The organism is Streptomyces sp. EDA2-14 (assembly GCF_054963755.1).
Map to the genome: position 1 here is coordinate 371864 of NZ_JBUEGE010000005.1, position 16713 is coordinate 388576.

Consider the following 16713-nt stretch of genomic DNA (forward strand, 5'->3'; position numbering starts at 1 on the left):
TTCCGATACGGCCCCTTGGCGGCCCGCCGGGTCCGGGTTCGTCCGTGCAGGTCAGCGGCGATTGTGTCGCGCTGCCGTATCAACGCTACGGATGTTTGGTGTTAGACGAAACCAGTCGGTCGGCATAGCTTCCCTGTGAGCGCGATCACGCTGTTTCTCAACGGAGTTCCCCTGCCCACGCCCGGACGACGACGTCCGTGGCCGACCGGAAGGACGGGACGAGATGCCGAGCAGACGGCTTCCCGCAGAGGAGAGGATGGCCCGCAAGGCGGGCTGGGCCTCCTACCTTGGCTCGACGATCGAGTGGTACGACTTCTACGTCTACGGCACCGCTTCAGCCCTGGTGTTCGCCCCGCTGTTCTTCGCCGACGTACCCAAGTCGATCGGCGTACTGCTCTCCTTCGTCACCTTCTGGGTCGGCTTCCTGGCCCGCCCGCTCGGCGCGATCCTCTTCGGCCACCTCGGCGACCGCCTGGGCCGCAAGAAGGCGCTCGTCGCCACGCTGTTGCTGATGGGTGTCAGCACCGTCGGCATCGGCTGTCTGCCGACGTACGGGCAGATCGGGGTGGCCGCGCCGATCCTGCTCACCCTGTTCCGTACAGTGCAGGGCGTCGCGCTCGGCGGCGAGTGGGGTGGCTCCGTCCTGATCACCACCGAACACGCCAAGAAGGAACGCGGTTTCCTCTTTGCCGCGTTCGCCCAGCAGGGCTCGCCCACCGGCCGCATCCTGGCCACCCTCTCCTTCCTCGCCGTCGGCCGGCTCTCCGACGAGGCCCTGCTCGCCTGGGCCTGGCGCATCCCGTTCCTGGCCTCCGCACTGCTGGTGATCATCGGTCTGGTGATCCGGCTGAGCCTGGAGGAGTCGCCGGCGATGGTGTCCCTGCGGGCCGCCGACCAGACGGCGAAGGTGCCGGTCGTCACCCTGCTGCGGGAGCACTCCAAGCTGCTGCTGCTCGGTGTCGGCGCCGCGTTCACCGTCTTCGCCATCGTCTACGCCCGTGACACCTTCGCCCTGTCCTGGGCGACCGGCGAGGTCGGCATGGGGCGGCAGGACTTCCTGACCGTCATCCTCGTCGCCAGCGTCGTGCAGTTCTTCGTGCAGCCCCTCGGCGCGGTGCTCGCCACCCGCTGGGGCGTCCGCAGGGCCGTCACCGTCATCCTGGCCTGCCAGATCCCCACGATCCCCGTCATGTTCGCACTGATCGGCACCGGCAGCTTCCCGCTCGCCGTGACCGGTGCGGTCCTCGCGACCATCCCGGACGTCATGTACTACGCGATCGTCGCCGGCATGTTCGCCCAGGCCTTCCCCGCCAAGGTCCGCTACACCGGCATCTCCACGGCGTACGGCCTCGCGGGCGTGCTCGGCGGCCTGGCGCCGGTCATCCTCCAGTCGCTGCTCTCCGCCTCCGGGACGATCGTGCTTCCGGTCCTCTTCGTGGTCGTCCTCGGCGCCGTCTCGCTCGTCGCGGCCCGCGCGTTCCTCACGCTGTCGGCGAGGACGACCGAGAGGGAACAGCCGGCCGAGGCGCCGTCCGCCGTCGTGAACTGATCCTCCCCCACCCGTACTTCGTGTCGCGCAGTCCCGAGGAGTCACCGTGCAGCAGCACGCGCAACAGCCCCGTACCGACAACGCACCGAACCCACTGAACGCCCTCCTGCACCCCCGCTCCATCGCGATACTCGGCGCCTCCGACACCCCGACGAAACTGTCGGGACGGCCCGTCGACTACCTCAAGCGGTTCGGGTTCACGGGCCGGATCCTGCCCGTGAACGCCAAGCGCGAGCAGGTGCAGGGCCTCACCGCCTACCGCGGCCTCGACGACATCGACGGCGACATCGACCTCGCCATGATCATGCTCTCGGCCGAGCAGTGCGCCGACGCCGTCCGCGCCTGCGGACGGCGTGGCATCCCCGCCGCCATCCTGGGCGCCTCCGGCTTCGCCGAGGTCGGCGGCCGGGGCGTGCGGCTCCAGGAGGACCTGAAGGCCGCGATCGCCGAGAGCGGGGTGCGCGTGCTCGGCCCCAACTGCCTCGGCATGATCGCCTCCCGCGAGCGGGCGCTGCCCACCTTCACGTCCGCGCTCGACGAGGACGCCGAGCTGGTCGAGGGCCCGATCGCCTTCCTCAGCCAGAGCGGCGCCTTCGGCGGCTTCGTGTTCAACGCCGCCCAGAACCTCGGCATCGGGATCTCCCACTACCTGAACACCGGCAACGAGGTGGACCTCTCGGTCGCCGAGCTGGTCGACGGCCTGGTGCGCAGCGACGACACGGAGGTGATCCTCGCCTACCTCGAAGGCGTCACCGGGGGCCGCCGTCTCCTGGACGCCGCCCGTGAGGCGCACGAGCGGGACAAGCCGATCATCGCCGTCAAGGTCGGCCGCTCCGCTGCGGGCGCCCGCGCCGCCCAGTCCCACACGGCCTCGCTCGCCGGCGAGGACGCCGTCTTCGACGGGGCGATCGACCAGTACGGCATCCTGCGCGTCGACGGACCCGAGTCCATGCTGGAGGCAGCCCAGATCTTCGCCACCGGCCGCCGCGCGGCCGGGCGTCGGCTCACCTCGCTCTCCGTGTCCGGCGGCGCGGGTGCCCTGATGGCCGACGCGGCGGCCGCCCACGGCATCGAGGTCCGTGCCTGGGACGAGGAGTGGCAGCGCACGATGGCCGCCGCGATCCCCGTCTACGGGTCCCCGCGCAACCCCGTCGACCTCACCGGCACCCTCGTCGCCGAACCCGACATCCTGCGACGCTCGTTGAAGGTCGCCGTCGAGCACCCCGGCACCGATCTGATCGCCGTACTCCTCGGCTGCGCCGACAACTGCTCCGACACTCTCATCGCGGCGCTCGACGAGGCGTACCGCTCCACCGACCGGCCCTTCGTCGTCGTGTGGACCGGCGGCAGCGGCCGCCCCCGGGCCCGCCTGCGCGAACTGGGCATCCCCTGCTACACCGACCCCGCCCAGGCCGCCCGCGCCCTCGGCCTGCTCGCCGACTTCAGCCTGCGCCCGGCGCCGCCCGCCCCCGAGCGGCCCGCCGACGTCGACACCGACGCGGCCCGCGCCGTCCTCGCCCACGCGCGCGCCGAGGGCCGCATGCAGCTCGACGAGCACGAGTCGACGCGGCTGATCGCCGCCTACGGGGTACGGGCCGCCGCCTCCCGTTCGGCCGCGGACGCGGACGAAGCGGTCGCCGCGGCCGAGGAGTTGGGCGGGCCCGTCGCCGTAAAGCTGCTCTCCGGGCGGATCGGGCACAAGAGCGACATCGGCGGGGTCCGGCTCGGCCTCGACGGCGCGGACGCGGTCCGCGAGGCGGCGACCGACGTCCTGCGGATCGCGCGCGAGGCGGGCGCGGACGACGCCCGCGTGCTCGTCCAGCGGATGGCCGAGGGCGGCGGCACGGAGCTGATCGTCGGCGTCAAGAACGACCCGGTGTTCGGTCCCGTCGTGGTCGCCGGGCTCGGCGGCATCCTCGTCGAGGCGCTCGCCGACAGCCGGGTCGCCGTCGCGCCCGTGGACACGGCAGGGGCACGGCGCATGCTGCTCTCGCTGCGCGGGGCCCGCCTGTTCGGCGCGGTGCGCGGCAAGCCCGCCCGCGACGTGGACGCCGCGGCGGACACCGTCGCGCGCCTGTCCTGGCTGGCCGCCGACCTCGCCGACGAACTCGCCGAGCTGGACGTCAACCCGCTGCTGCTCGGCGCGGCGGGCGAAGGCGCCCTGGCCGTGGACGCGCTGGCGCACCTCGCCCCCGCCAACTGACCCGACCGGAACGGAGATTCACGATGGAAGCCGACGAGTTCGAGGCGGTCGTCGCCGCCGTCCACACCCTCGTACGGGAGGACGTGGTGCCGCGCGAGGACGAGATCGAGGAGACGGACGCCATCCCGGAGGACGTCCGCCGCAAGGCCGTCGAGATGGGCCTGTTCGGGTACACGCTGCCGCAGGCGTACGGCGGGCTGGGGGCGAGCCTGTCCGAGGACGTGCGGCTCGCCTTCGAGTTCGGGTACACCACGCCCGCGTTCCGCTCGATGTTCGGCACCAACAACGGCATCGCGGGCAAGGTCCTCGACAACGCGGGCACCGAGGAGCAGAAGAAGCACTGGCTGCCCCGGCTCGCCGAGGGCGCCGTCGCGTCGTTCGCGCTGACCGAGGCGGAGGCGGGCTCCGACCCGTCGGGCCTGACCACGCGGGCCGTCCGGTCGGGCGAGGGCTATGTCATCAACGGCGCCAAGCGATTCATCACCAACGCCCCGCTCGCCGACCTGTTCGTGGTCTTCGCGCGCACCGGCGAGGAGACGTACGGCACGAAGGGCATCTCCGTCTTCCTCGTCGAGTCGGGGCTTCCGGGCGTCACGGTCGGCCCGAAGGACGCGAAGACCGGGCAGGCGGGCGCCTGGACCGCCGAGGTGTTCTTCGACGACGTACGGGTCGACAGGACCGCGCTGATCGGCGGCGAGGAGGGCGCCGGATTCGGCACCGCCATGCAGTCCCTCGTACGCGGCAGGGTGCACATCGCGGCGCTGTGCGTCGGGATGGCCGAGCGGATCCTGGAGGAGTCCGTCGCGCACGCGGCGACGAGCAAGCAGGGCGGGCGCCCCATCGGCGAGTTCCAGCTCGTGCAGGGCATGCTCGCCGAGATCCAGACGGGTGTGCTCGCGGGCCGCGCGATGGTGCTGGACGCCGCCGAGAAGTACGACTCGGGCGAGGACCGCAGGATCCGCCCGTCGTCCGCCAAGCTGTTCTGCTCGGAAATGGTCTCCAAGGCCGCCGACCTGGCCGTGCAGATCCACGGCGGCATGGGCTACATGCGCGGCACCGTCGTGGAGCGCTGCTTCCGCGACGCCCGCCTGTTCCGCATCTACGAGGGCACCAGCGAGATCCAGAAGGTCATCATCGCCAAGCAGCTGCTGCGGCAGGCCCGGTCATGAGCGAGCCCGCCGTACTGACCGCACGCCACGGCCGCGTCCGCATCCTCACCCTGAACCGGCCGGCCCGCCGCAATGCCCTCGACCTCGCCGACCGGCGCGAGCTCCTCGCCGCACTGCGGGAGGCCGAGCGGGATCCGCAGTGCCGGGCGGTCGTGCTGACCGGCGCGGGCGAGGTGTTCTGCGCGGGCGGTGACATCCGCTCCATGTCGCAGGACCCGGACACCGCACGACAGCGCCTCGACGTCGTGGGCGACGTGGCCCGCGCCTTGGTGTGCTCCGCGAAACCGGTGGTCGCCGCCGTGCGCGGCGGCGCCTACGGTCTGGGCCTCGGGCTCGCCGCCGCCTGCGACTACGTCGTGGCCGCCGACGACGCCCGGCTCGCGGCCTCCTTCGCCAGGATCGGGCTCACCGCCGACTCCGGCCTCAGCTGGAGTCTCGCCCAGCGCGTCGGACCGGCCCGCGCCAAGGAACTCATCCTCTTCGCCGAGGAACTGGACGCGGCCGAAGCCACGCGGATCGGCCTGGTCGGCGAGGCCGTCGCGAGCGAGAAGGTGGCCGCGCGGGCGCTGGAGCGGGCCGAGCGGCTCGCCGCCGCCTCCCCCGCGATGGTCGCCGCCACCAAGCGGATCTTCGCCATGGAGGCGCAGCACCTGGACGCGGTCCTCGACGCGGAGGCCGAGGCCCAGGTCGAACTGCTCGGGGGCGCGGGCTTCGCGGAGGGCCGGGCGGCGTTCCTTGAACGCCGCAGACCCGACTTCCCCGCCTGAGCCATCCCCCCGTGTCCGTAGAGGAGTCGACCGCATGCCGGATCCTGAACCCGCCGCCCCCGCCACTCCGTACGCCCGGCCCCTCGAAGGCATGCGGATCGTCGAGCTCTCCAGCTACGTGGCCAGCCCGCTCGGCGGGATGACGCTGGCGCAGCTGGGCGCCGACGTGATCCGCGTCGAACCGCTGGGCGGGGCCCCGGACCGTACCCGGCACCCGCTGGCGGAGAGCGGGACGAGCCTGTACTGGTCGGGCCTGAACAAGGGCAAGCGGGCCGTCGAGGTCGACCTGCGCGCGCAGGAGGGGCGCGAGCTCGTCGCCGGTCTGATCACCGGAGGCGGGCCGGGCGGCGGCATCGTGCTCGCCAACTCCGAGCGCTACAGCGAGCTCGGTTACGAGGCGCTGGCCGCCCGCCGTCCCGACCTGATCCATGTGACGCTCACCGGTCGCCGCGACGGTTCCGCCGCCGTCGACTACACCGTGCAGGCCGCCACCGGATTCCCGCAGCTCACCGGGCCGGAGGGCACGCCCGATCCGGTCAACCACCTGATGCCCGCCTGGGACGTGGCGGCCGGGCTCTACCTCGCCGTCGGTCTGCTGGCCGCCGAGCGGCACCGGCTGCGCACCGGCAGGGGGCAGCGGGTTCGCGTCGCCCTGGAGGACGTGGCCCTGGCGACCGCGGGCAATCTCGGCTATCTCGCCGAGGCCCAGCTCGACCGCACCCCGCGCGCCCGCTCGGGCAACTATGTGTACGGCACGTTCGGCCGCGACTTCGGCACCGCCGACGGCGGCCGTCTGATGGTGGTGGCCCTCACCGGCCGGCACTGGCAGGGTTTGCTGGCGGTCACGGGGCTCACCGACGCGGTGGACGCCCTCGCCCGCGCGCTGGGCGCCGACTTCACCGACGAGGCGGAGCGCTACGCGCACCGCAAGGTTCTCGGTGAACTGCTCGCCGGCTGGTTCGCCGCGCACACCCTCGCCGAGGCGCAGGAGACACTCGGCCGCACCCGCGTCCTGTGGTCCACGTACCGCAGCTTCGCGGACCTGGCCGCCGACGACGCCCGGCTGCTGCGCGAGAACCCGCTGATGGCACGGGTGAGCCAGGACGGCATCGCGCCGCACTGGGCACCCGGCTCCCCCGTCGTCATGGACGCGGCCCAGTCCCCGCCCCAGCCCTCGCCGAGGGTCGGCCAGCACACGCACGACGTACTCCGCACCGAACTCGGCCTCGGCGAGGTCGAGTTGGAGAAGCTGGGCGCGGCAGGCGTCATCAGCCCCCACGTGCCCGCGCACCCGTTCACCCCGACCACAGGAAGCTGAGGAGACTCATGGCACTACTGGCCGACAAGACCGCGGTCATCACCGGCGGCGCCCGGGGCATCGGCCTCGCCATCGCCGGGGCCTACGTCCGTGAGGGCGCGAAGGTCGTCCTCGGCGATCTCGACCCGGAGGCCGCGGAGGCCGCCGCCAAGGAGCTGGGCGGGCCCTCCGTCGCCCACGCCGTGCGCTGTGACATCACCTGGGCCGACCAGGTGGACGCCCTGCTGCGGGCCGCGATCGACACCTTCGGCTCCCTCGACGTGATGGTGAACAACGCCGGAATCACCCGCGACGCCACCATGCGCACCATGACGGAGGACCAGTTCGACCAGGTCATCGACGTGCACCTGAAGGGCACGTGGAACGGCACCCGCAAGGCCGCCGCCATCATGCGCGAACAGAAGCGCGGCGCCATCGTCAACATCTCCTCGCTCTCCGGCAAGGTCGGCATGGTCGGGCAGACCAACTACTCCGCCGCCAAGGCCGGAATCGTCGGCCTGTCGAAGGCCGCGGCCAAGGAGATGGCCCACCACGGCGTGCGCGTCAACGCGATCCAGCCGGGGCTGATCCGCAGCGCCATGACCGAGGCCATGCCGCAGAAGGCGTGGGCCCAGAAGATGGCCGAGATCCCGATGGGCCGCGCGGGCGAGGTCGAGGAGGTCGCCTCCGTCGCCCTCTTCCTCGCGTCGGACCTGTCCTCGTACATGACCGGGACGGTCCTGGAGGTGACGGGCGGCAGGTTCATGTGAGTCGCACCCCCGCAGCCCTGTCGCCCGCACCCGCACCCGCCTGCACCCGCACCCGCACCCGCACCCGCCCTCACACGCCCGCGAGGAGCACCCCATGCGTGAAGCCGTCGTCTGCGAACCCGTCCGGACCCCCATCGGCCGCTACGGCGGCATGTTCAAGGCGCTGACCGCCGTGGACCTGGGCGTCGCCGCCCTCAAGGGCCTCCTCGACCGCACCGGCATCTCCCCCGACCTGATCGAGGACGTCGTCCTCGGCCACTGCAACGGCAACAGCGAGGCCCCCGCCATCGGCCGCGTCGTCGCCCTGGACGCGGGCCTGCCCGTCACCGTCCCCGGGCTCCACCTGGACCGCCGCTGCGGCTCGGGCCTCCAGGCCGTGCTGTACGCCGCCCAGCAGGTGCAGACCGGCGCACACGACGTGGTCGTCGCGGGCGGCACGGAGTCCATGAGCAACACGGCGTTCTACTCGACCGACATCCGCTGGGGCGCCAAGGGCGCCGCCGTCCAGCTGCACGACGGCCTCGCGCGCGCCCGCTCCACCGCCGGTGGCCGCAACCACCCGGTACCCGGTGGCATGTTGGAGACCGCCGAGAACCTGCGCCGCGCGTACGCCATCGGTCGCGAGGAACAGGACCGCCTCGCCCTCGCCTCCCACCAGCGCGCCGTACGGGCACAGGCGGACGGCGTCCTCGCCGAGGAGATCGTGCCGGTGACGGTCCCCGGCCGCCGCCGCGGCGACGAGGGCACGGTCGTCGACACCGACGAACACCCGCGCGCCGACACCTCGATGGAGTCCCTCGGCCTCCTCAAGCCGATCCTGCGCCACTCCGACCCGGAGGCCACCGTCACGGCGGGCAACGCGAGCGGGCAGAACGACGCGGCGGCGATGTGCGTCGTCACCACGCCCGAGCGCGCCGAACAGCTGGGTCTGCGCCCCCTGGTGCGCCTCGTGTCGTGGGCTGTGGCCGGGGTGCCGCCGAAGACGATGGGCATCGGCCCGGTCCCGGCGAGCGCGGTCGCCCTCGACCGGGCCGGACTCACCCTGTCCGACATGGACCTGATCGAGCTGAACGAGGCCTTCGCCGCGCAGGCGCTCGCCGTGCTGCGCGAGTGGGAGTTCGGCGAGAAGGACCTGGAGCGCACGAACGTGCACGGCTCCGGCATCTCCCTCGGCCACCCCGTCGGCGCCACGGGTGTCCGCATGCTCGCCACCCTCTCCCGCGAACTCCACCGCAGGGAGGCCCGGTTCGGCCTGGAGACCATGTGCATCGGCGGCGGCCAAGGCCTGGCGGCCGTCTTCGAGCGGGTGACGCCGTAACGGATCACCGTAGCTCCGCGGTCGACTCCCGTACGACCAGCTGAGTGGCCAACTCGACCCGGTGCGTGTCGGGTTGTTCGCCGCGGGCCTGGCGCAGCACGGCGCGCAGGGCCGCTCGGCCCATTTCCTGGAGGGGTTGGGCGACGGAGGTGAGGGCCGGGACGGAGTCGCGGGCGAGGGCGGTTCCGTCGAAGCCGACCAGGCTGAGCTGCTGCGGTACCTGGATGCCGCGGCGGCGGGCCTCGCGCAGCACGCCGACGGCGATGGCGTCGTTGCCCGCGAAGATCGCGGTGGGTGGCTGGGGGCGGGAGAGCAGCGCAGTGAGCCCTTCGATGCCGTACTCGGTGCGGAAGCGGCCGTGCCGGACGAGGCCGGGGTCGGCCTCGATGCCGCGGGAGGTGAGCGCGGACAGATAGCCGTGCAGCCGTGCCTGGTTGCATTCGATGGTCTCGGGGCCGCCGAGGTAGGCGATGCGGCGGTGGCCGAGGTCCAGGAGGTGTTCGGTGGCGGCCCTGCCGCCCGCCCAATTGGCGGCGCCGACGCTGACGACGTCGGCGGGCGGCGGGTTGTAGGAGTCGATGACGACGACGGGTATGTGGCGGCGCCGGAAGGCGGCGATCCCGGATTCGTCGTAGGCGGAGGTCACGACGATCACTCCGGCGCGGCCCTCGTTGATGAGGCGCTGCGCCTTGCGGCCGAGGGACTGCTCGCTGGCGCGCTGTCTGCCGGTGGTGCTGACGACGACCTCGACGCCGGTGCTCGCGGCGTGGTCCAGGATGCCGCCCAGGAGCGCCGAGGGGTACGCGGAGTCGATCGCGTCGAAGACGACCTCGACGACGGCGGGACCGGAGGGCGCCCTGCGCTGCGACGGCGAGCGGTAGCCGGCTTCCTCCAGCGCGGCCAGCACCTTCGCGCGGGTCTCGTCGGCCACGTCCGCACGGCCGTTGACGACCTTGGAGACCGTGGCCGTGGAGACTCCGGTGCGGTGTGCGATGGCGGACAGGGTCGGCTTGGCCGCGGAGCTGGCCGAGGTGGACGGGATCGGCATACGGCTTCCTGTTACCGGAGGGGACAAGGTCCCGAAACTTTTTCGATGACGGCAGCTTGGGACCCGGTACGACCGACGTCAACCCACTGCGTCACATCTTTCCCGTGCGCGGCCTCTTGACCACCTGCGGCCCCACTTTTACGGTTCCGGGGTCTCGAACAATCTTCGAAATATTTCGGTCCCCGTCTCTCAACGTCGAGGAACGGAACACCATGGAATCTCGCAGACTTCGCACGACCCGCACGGGCGCGGCATGCTGCGCCACCGCTCTCGCCCTGGCCCTCTCCCTGACCGCCTGCGGCTCCGCGGGACCCGGCGCGGACACCGGATCGGCCACCATGTGGGGGCTCAACGGCGGTGACCAGGACGTGCTCCAGCGCTCCGTCGACAGCTGGAACAAGACCCATCCCCGCGAGGACATCAGCCTCGACTTCTTCGCGAACGACGCCTACAAGACCAAGGTCCGCACCGCCGTCGGCGCCGGGAAGGGCCCGACGTTCATCTACGGCTGGGGCGGCGGCGTGCTCAAGTCCTACGCGGACGCCGGCCAGGTCGCCGACCTCTCCTCGTACCTCGCACGCAACCCGGAGGTCCGCGAGCGCTATCTGCCCTCGACCCTGGACAACGGCGTCGTCGACGGGAAGACCTACGCGATCCCGAACGGCCGCGCCCAGCCCGTCCTGCTCTACTTCAACCGGGACGTGTTCGCCGACGTCGGGGTGAAGCCGCCGCGGACGTGGTCCCAACTCATGGCGCTGGTGCCCACGTTCAAGAAGGCGGGGATCGCCCCGTTCGCCCTCGGCGGCCAGTCGAAGTGGCCCGACCTGATGTGGCTGGAGTACCTCGTCGACCGGATCGGCGGCCCGCAGGTCTTCGCGGACATCGCGGCGAACAAGCCCGGCGCCTGGTCCCACCCCGCCGTCACCGAGGCCCTCACCAAGATCCAGCAGCTGGTCGCCGCGGGCGGCTTCGCCGACAGCTTCACGTCGAGCGCGGCGGACAACGGCGCGGACCTGGCGCTCGTACAGACCGGCAAGGCCGCCATGGTCGTGCAGGGCGGCTGGCTGTACCAGAACATGAAGGCGAGTCTCCCGGAGGCGATCGAGGACCGCACCATCGGCTGGACCACCTTCCCCACGGTCGCGGGCGGCGAGGGCAGCCCGGCGAACCTCGTCGGCAACCCGTCCAACTACTGGTCGATCTCTTCGAAGGCCACCGCGCCCCAGCGCAAGGCAGCGCTCGACTACCTGAAGAAGGGCATGTTCTCCGAGCGGCACACGCAGGAGCTCATCGACTCCGGTGCGGTGCCCGTCGTCAAGGGCATCAAGAAGCAGCTGGAGCGGTCCGACGACAAGGACTTCCTGACCTTCGTCTACGAACTGACGCAGCGGACACGGCACTTCACGCTCTCCTGGGACCAGGCCCTCAGCCCGGCCCAGGCGGACGCGCTCCTGGTCAACATCGACCAGATCTTCCTCCGCAGGATCAGCCCCCAGCAGTTCGTCACCAAGATGAACGCGACGGTCGAGGAGTAGCCATGGCCGACACCGGCACCGCCCCGCGGCGCACGCACGAGCCCGGCCCCTCGGGGTGGCTCGCGGCACCGGCCCTCGTGATGTTCCTGGCCTTCGCCCTCGTCCCGCTCGGCATCGTCGTCGTCCTCAGCTTCACCCGCTGGGACGGCATCGGCGCCATCACCTTCGACGGCCCGGGCAGTTGGCGGCGGGTCGTCACCGATCCGGCCACCGTCAACGCGCTGTGGGTGACGGCCAAGGTGATGGTGTTCTCGTACCTCGTGCAGACACCCGTCAGTCTGCTGCTCGGTGTGTTCACGGCGGGACGTCAGCGGTACCGGGCGCTGCTCGGCGTGCTGTACTTCCTGCCGCTGCTGCTCTCCTCGGCCGCCATCGCCATCGCGTTCAAGGCGCTCCTCGACCCGACGTTCGGGTTCGGCGCGGGCGTCGGCGTCGACGCGCTGGCCCGGAACTGGCTGGGCGATCCCGACCTCGCCCTGTTCGTGGTCGTCGCCGTCGTCGCCTGGCAGTTCGTGCCCTTCCACACCCTCATCTACCAGGGCGGGGTGCGCCAGATCCCCGCCTCCCTGTACGAGGCGGCGCAGATCGACGGCGCCGGGCGCGTACGGCAGTTCCTCAGCATCACGCTGCCGCAGCTCAAGTACACGATCATCACGTCCTCGACGCTCATGGCCGTGGGGTCCCTCGCCTACTTCGACCTCGTCTTCGTGCTGACCGGCGGCGGCCCCGGCGAGGCCACCCGTCTCCTGCCCCTGCACATGTACCTCACCGGTTTCCAGGCCAGTGACATGGGCGCGGCCAGCGCCCTCGGCGTCGTCCTCGTCGCTGTCGGCCTCGCCGTGGCGCTGCTGCTGCAACGCCTGGGCGGCAAGGACCGTTCGGCGAGCCAACTGGAGGGAGTCTGATGGCCACCACGACCCGGTCCCCGGCGCCGACGGCGCCCGCACGACAGTCCGCCCCGGCCACCCAGCGGCGAGGACGCAAGCGGCCGAACTTCCTTGGCGGTCTCGCTGGTTGGCTCTGGCTGGCCGTGACCATCGTGCCCGTCTACTACGTTGTGATCACCAGCCTCAAGGACCAGGGCACCTACTTCGCCTCGAACCCGCTGCTGCCACCCGGCTCCCCCACCCTCTCCAACTATGGCCTCGTCCTGGAGAACGACTTCGTCCGCTACTTCGCCAACAGCCTGATCGTCACGGCGGGCAGCGTCCTGACGACCCTGCTCTTCGCCTTCATGGCGGCCTACGCGATCGTCCGCGGCCGCACGCGGTTCCTCAGCCTGACCCACCGGCTGTTCCTGCTCGGACTCGCGATCCCGCTGCACGCGACGATCATCCCGATCTACTGGATGATCACCAAGGCCCATCTGTACGACACCCTCGCCGCGCTGATCCTGCCGTCGATCGCCTTCGCGATCCCCATCTCCGTACTCATCCTCTCCACGTTCCTGCGCGACGTCCCCGGTGAACTCTTCGAGTCGATGCGCCTGGACGGCTGCGGCGAATGGGCCATGATGTGGCGCCTCGCCCTCCCGCTCGTCCGCCCGGCCGTCGTCACCGTCGGCATCTACGACGCGCTCACCGTCTGGAACGGCTTCCTGTTCCCGCTGATCCTCACCCAGAGCCCGGAGATCCGGGTGCTCCCGCTCTCCCTGTGGACCTTCCAGGGCGAGTTCACCATCAACGTCCCCGCCGTGCTCGCCTCCGTCGTCCTCGCGACGCTGCCGCTCCTCGTCGTCTACGTCGTCGCGCGACGGCAGTTGGTGAGCGGCCTCACCGCGGGCTTCGGCAAGTGACCCGCACCCCCGAGAACCCCATCACGCAGCAGAGGAGATCCGTGACCACCGCCAAAAAGGCACTCGTCGTACGCGGCGGCTGGGACGGGCACCAGCCCGTCCAGGCCACCGACCTGTTCATCCCGCACCTGAAGGCGAACGGCTACGAGATACGCGTCGAGGACTCGCCCAAGATCTACGCCGACGCCGCGTACATGGTGGGCGTGGACCTGGTGATGCAGTGCATGACGATGTCCACGATCGAGCGGGAGGAGTTCGCGGGCCTGCGCGCGGCCGTCGAGAACGGCACCGGGCTCGCCGGCTGGCACGGCGGCATCGCCGACTCCTACCGCAACACCGCCGACTATCTCCACCTCATCGGCGGCCAGTTCGCCTGTCACCCGGGCAAGCACCCCGACGAGCGCGTCGGCGAGCAGTCCGACAACTACGTCCCGTACACCGTGAACATGCTCCCGGCCGCCGCCGAACACCCCATCACCGAGGGCATCGAGGACTTCGACCTCGTCACCGAGCAGTACTGGGTGCTCGCCGACGACTACATCGACGTCCTCGCCACCACCACCCAGAAGATCCGCGCGTGGGACCCGTGGCACCGGGAGGTCACCTCACCGGCCATCTGGACCCGCAGGTGGGGCAAGGGCCGCATCTTCGTGTGCACACCGGGCCACCATGTCGAGGACCTCGAACACCCCAGCGTCCGCACCGTCGTCGAAAGGGGCCTGCTGTGGGCCAGCCGCTGAACACGGGCAAGCCGCCGGCCATCGGCATCGTCGGGTGCGGCACGATCGTCGGCCAGTACCTCGCCAGTCTGCGCAGGCTGACGGGCGTCAGGCTCGTCGCCGTCGCCGACCTGGACGCGCGGCGGGCGCACGCCGTCGCCGAGGAGTGGGGCGGGGACGTACGCGCGGTGGGTGTCGACGAGTTGATCGCCGCCGACGACATCGACCTCGTCCTGAACCTCACGGTGCCCGCCGCGCACGGCGAGATCGCCCTCAAGGCGATCGCGGCGGGCAAGCACGTCTACGGCGAGAAACCCCTCGCGGCCACCACCGACGAGGCCCGCACGGTGCTCGACGCGGCACGGCAGGCGGGGGTCGTCGTCGGCTGCGCGCCGGACACCGTCCTCGGCACCGGCATCCAGACCGCGCGCAGGGCCATCGACGACGGGCTCATCGGCACACCGGTCGCGGCGACGGCGACGATGGTGACACCCGGCCACGAACGCTGGCACCCCGACCCGGACTTCTACTACGCGCCGGGCGGCGGCCCGCTCCTCGACATGGGCCCGTACTACATCACGGCCCTCGTCACCCTCCTCGGACCTGTCACCTCCGTGATCGGGGCCGCGAGCAGGCCACGGTCCGAGCGGGAGATCGGCAGCGGACCGCGGGCGGGCGAGCGGGTCCCCGTCGGGATCGACACCCATGTGACGGGGGTGCTGGTGCACGAGTCCGGCGCGCTGTCGACGCTCGTCGTGACCTTCGACGCGGTCGCGACACACTCCGCGAACATCGAGGTGCACGGACCGCGCGGCACCCTCGCGGTGCCCGACCCGAACCACTTCGACGGCGACACGCGTCTGTTCCGCCTCGGCGCCGACACGTGGGAGCCCCTTCCGGTCTCGGCCGGCTACGTCGGCTCGGGCCGCGGCTACGGCCTGGCCGACCTGGCCACCACGCCCGTCCCCGAAGAGCCACGCGCCTCGGGCACGCTCGCGTACCACGTCCTGGACGTCATGGAGTCCCTGCTCAGCTCGGCGGCGACCGGCACCGCGACCACGGTCACCAGCCGTGCCCCGCGCCCGACGGCGGTGCCGCTGATCGATCTGGAGAAGGACGGGTAGGCGCACACCGCGGGCACCGGGCCGGGGTGCAGGCGGCTGTTAGCCTGCGCGCATGGTCACCACCCCGCCGCTTCTGGACCATCTCGTCTACGCCACGCCGGACTTGGCGGCGACCGTCGCCGAGTTCACCCGGCGTACCGGCGTCGCGCCCGCGCCCGGTGGCGCGCACGTCGGACTCGGGACCCGCAACTACCTTGTGGGGTTCGGTGGTTCGGCCTACCTGGAGATCGTCGGTCCGGACCCGGAGCAACCGGAGCCGGACCGCCCCCGCCCGTTCGCCATCGACCGGCTGGCCGCGCCGACGGTGGTGACCTGGGCGATCCGCCCGTACGACCTGGACGCCACGGTGGCGGCGGCCCGCGCGGCGGGGCGCCCGGTCGGCCCGGTCCGCGCCATGAGCCGGCGCCGCCCGGACGGCACCCTGCTGGAGTGGCGCCTGACGCTGGACGACACGGCGGGGGTGGTCCCGTTCCTCATCGACTGGGGCGCCACGGCACACCCTGCGACCGGTCTGCCCGCGGTCACCCTCCTGACCGTATCGGCCCGCACCCCCGACCCGGCCGGGACCCACCATCACCTGACCGCGCTCGGCACCGGCCTGGACCTCACCGAGGGCCCCGAAGGCCTCACGTTCCGCGTCGAGACACCTCTCGGCGTGCTGGACCTGCCGCACGGCCAGCCCTGACCTTTTGACGCCTTTATGACCCATTTGTGACATTCATTCTGTTCGGTCAAGGGGAGGGATCCAAGCAGGGCCGCCGTTCCGCAGTCACCACGCGGCCCGTCTGACCGACCGAAACGGAGTGCATTCGCGTGCGTACGACCACTGGGAAGATCGCCGTCACCGCCACCGCCACCGTCCTGGCCGCCGCGCTCGGCGGCGGGCTCGCGCAGGCCTCGGCGCCCGCCGCCGGGGCATCGGAAGGTTCGGCGCCCTCGTCGTGCCGGCCGGCGAACCACACCGCCACCATCACCCCGGACGCCTCGTCCTCCGGACACAGCCACTACCGGGTCACCCTGACCGCGGCGCCCGGCTACGCGCCGTGCACCTTGGCCGGATCCCCCGTCGACGTGCGGTTCTACGAGAACGGCACGCCGAGCGACCTCTCCGCCGCCGGGTACGGGCCGCAGCACACGCCGGTGACGTTCGGCCCCGGCAACCCGGTCCACTTCGACATCCAGGTGCCGAACCACCTGCCCAGCGTCCCGGCCGACGAGGCCTCCTTCACGCTGAGCGCACCGGGCGGCGAGATCCCCGGCCAGTCCTCCGCCTCCGGTCCGCTGCGGGTGACCGAGGGCACCGTCGTCGGCCCGGTCATGCCCGGCGACTGAGGCAACCCTGGCCTGCCCTCTCCCGCTCACGCCCTCTAGCATCGTGTGGCGTTTCGCCGTCGAACGCCGGGCCCGTCCGGCCGTGTT

General features: G+C 71.7%; 15 protein-coding genes. 14 read left to right on the forward strand and 1 reads right to left on the reverse strand.

Features of this window, described 5'->3' with window-relative positions; genetic code table 11:
- The first annotated feature begins 223 nt into the window (after positions 1-223).
- The 7 genes from ACY34M_RS17190 to ACY34M_RS17220 all read left to right on the forward strand — a co-directional run bounded on the left by ACY34M_RS17190 (position 224) and on the right by ACY34M_RS17220 (position 9073).
- Complete coding sequence (locus ACY34M_RS17190) at positions 224-1549, forward strand: MFS transporter (protein ID WP_462716882.1); 1326 nt, start codon at positions 224-226, stop codon at positions 1547-1549.
- 46 nt (positions 1550-1595) lie between these two features.
- Complete coding sequence (locus tag ACY34M_RS17195; protein ID WP_462716881.1) at positions 1596-3752, forward strand: acetate--CoA ligase family protein; 2157 nt, start codon at positions 1596-1598, stop codon at positions 3750-3752.
- A gap of 23 nt (positions 3753-3775) precedes the next feature.
- Positions 3776-4921, forward strand: a complete 1146-nt coding sequence (locus tag ACY34M_RS17200; protein ID WP_462716880.1) for an acyl-CoA dehydrogenase family protein — start codon at positions 3776-3778, stop codon at positions 4919-4921.
- The gene (locus ACY34M_RS17205; protein WP_462716879.1) at positions 4918-5688 is read left to right on the forward strand and encodes an enoyl-CoA hydratase/isomerase family protein; all 771 of its coding nucleotides are present in this window, start codon (positions 4918-4920) and stop codon (positions 5686-5688) included. The genes ACY34M_RS17200 and ACY34M_RS17205 overlap by 4 nt, the downstream gene beginning before the upstream one ends.
- A gap of 34 nt (positions 5689-5722) precedes the next feature.
- Positions 5723-7006, forward strand: coding sequence for a CoA transferase (locus ACY34M_RS17210; RefSeq protein WP_462716878.1), 1284 nt, complete (start codon positions 5723-5725; stop codon positions 7004-7006).
- 8 nt (positions 7007-7014) lie between these two features.
- The gene (gene fabG / locus ACY34M_RS17215) at positions 7015-7755 is read left to right on the forward strand and encodes a 3-oxoacyl-ACP reductase FabG (RefSeq protein WP_462716877.1); all 741 of its coding nucleotides are present in this window, start codon (positions 7015-7017) and stop codon (positions 7753-7755) included.
- Between the two features lie 94 nt (positions 7756-7849).
- Positions 7850-9073, forward strand: a complete 1224-nt coding sequence (locus tag ACY34M_RS17220) for an acetyl-CoA C-acetyltransferase (RefSeq protein WP_462716876.1) — start codon at positions 7850-7852, stop codon at positions 9071-9073.
- A gap of 4 nt (positions 9074-9077) precedes the next feature.
- Here the strand turns inward: ACY34M_RS17220 and ACY34M_RS17225 are convergent, their stop codons facing one another.
- Complete coding sequence (locus ACY34M_RS17225; protein WP_462716875.1) at positions 9078-10121, reverse strand: LacI family DNA-binding transcriptional regulator; 1044 nt, start codon at positions 10119-10121, stop codon at positions 9078-9080.
- A gap of 212 nt (positions 10122-10333) precedes the next feature.
- On the opposite strand from ACY34M_RS17225, the gene ACY34M_RS17230 reads away from it, so the two are divergent.
- The 7 genes from ACY34M_RS17230 to ACY34M_RS17260 all read left to right on the forward strand — a co-directional run bounded on the left by ACY34M_RS17230 (position 10334) and on the right by ACY34M_RS17260 (position 16626).
- The gene (locus ACY34M_RS17230) at positions 10334-11656 is read left to right on the forward strand and encodes an extracellular solute-binding protein (RefSeq protein WP_462716874.1); all 1323 of its coding nucleotides are present in this window, start codon (positions 10334-10336) and stop codon (positions 11654-11656) included.
- Between the two features lie 2 nt (positions 11657-11658).
- Positions 11659-12561 carry a carbohydrate ABC transporter permease gene (locus ACY34M_RS17235; protein ID WP_462716873.1) on the forward strand — a complete coding sequence of 301 codons (903 nt, stop codon included), beginning with the start codon at positions 11659-11661 and terminating at the stop codon, positions 12559-12561.
- The gene (locus ACY34M_RS17240) at positions 12561-13451 is read left to right on the forward strand and encodes a carbohydrate ABC transporter permease (RefSeq protein ID WP_462716872.1); all 891 of its coding nucleotides are present in this window, start codon (positions 12561-12563) and stop codon (positions 13449-13451) included. Before ACY34M_RS17235 ends, ACY34M_RS17240 begins: the two co-directional genes overlap by 1 nt.
- A gap of 41 nt (positions 13452-13492) precedes the next feature.
- A complete protein-coding gene (locus ACY34M_RS17245; RefSeq protein WP_462716871.1) occupies positions 13493-14191 on the forward strand; it encodes a ThuA domain-containing protein in 699 nt (232 codons plus the stop codon).
- Positions 14176-15294 (forward strand): Gfo/Idh/MocA family protein, encoded by a 1119-nt coding sequence (locus tag ACY34M_RS17250; RefSeq protein ID WP_462716870.1) that lies wholly within the window; start codon positions 14176-14178, stop codon positions 15292-15294. The genes ACY34M_RS17245 and ACY34M_RS17250 overlap by 16 nt, the downstream gene beginning before the upstream one ends.
- Positions 15295-15346: 52 nt before the next feature.
- Positions 15347-15979 carry a VOC family protein gene (locus tag ACY34M_RS17255; RefSeq protein ID WP_462716869.1) on the forward strand — a complete coding sequence of 211 codons (633 nt, stop codon included), beginning with the start codon at positions 15347-15349 and terminating at the stop codon, positions 15977-15979.
- A 128-nt stretch (positions 15980-16107) separates the two neighbouring features.
- Positions 16108-16626 carry a DUF4232 domain-containing protein gene (locus tag ACY34M_RS17260; protein ID WP_462716868.1) on the forward strand — a complete coding sequence of 173 codons (519 nt, stop codon included), beginning with the start codon at positions 16108-16110 and terminating at the stop codon, positions 16624-16626.
- Positions 16627-16713: the final 87 nt, after the last annotated feature.

Bases quoted from the DNA above. Each gene is read 5' to 3' on its own strand.
- ACY34M_RS17225 (WP_462716875.1), bottom strand. From the start codon at position 10,121: ATGCCGATCCCGTCCACCTCGGCCAGCTCCGCGGCCAAGCCGACCCTG.
- ACY34M_RS17255 (WP_462716869.1), top strand. From the start codon at position 15,347: ATGGTCACCACCCCGCCGCTTCTGGACCATCTCGTCTACGCCACGCCG.
- ACY34M_RS17230 (WP_462716874.1), top strand. From the start codon at position 10,334: ATGGAATCTCGCAGACTTCGCACGACCCGCACGGGCGCGGCATGCTGC.
- ACY34M_RS17220 (WP_462716876.1), top strand. From the start codon at position 7,850: ATGCGTGAAGCCGTCGTCTGCGAACCCGTCCGGACCCCCATCGGCCGC.
- ACY34M_RS17200 (WP_462716880.1), top strand. From the start codon at position 3,776: ATGGAAGCCGACGAGTTCGAGGCGGTCGTCGCCGCCGTCCACACCCTC.
- ACY34M_RS17210 (WP_462716878.1), top strand. From the start codon at position 5,723: ATGCCGGATCCTGAACCCGCCGCCCCCGCCACTCCGTACGCCCGGCCC.
- fabG (WP_462716877.1), top strand. From the start codon at position 7,015: ATGGCACTACTGGCCGACAAGACCGCGGTCATCACCGGCGGCGCCCGG.
- ACY34M_RS17235 (WP_462716873.1), top strand. From the start codon at position 11,659: ATGGCCGACACCGGCACCGCCCCGCGGCGCACGCACGAGCCCGGCCCC.
- ACY34M_RS17190 (WP_462716882.1), top strand. From the start codon at position 224: ATGCCGAGCAGACGGCTTCCCGCAGAGGAGAGGATGGCCCGCAAGGCG.
- ACY34M_RS17205 (WP_462716879.1), top strand. From the start codon at position 4,918: ATGAGCGAGCCCGCCGTACTGACCGCACGCCACGGCCGCGTCCGCATC.
- ACY34M_RS17240 (WP_462716872.1), top strand. From the start codon at position 12,561: ATGGCCACCACGACCCGGTCCCCGGCGCCGACGGCGCCCGCACGACAG.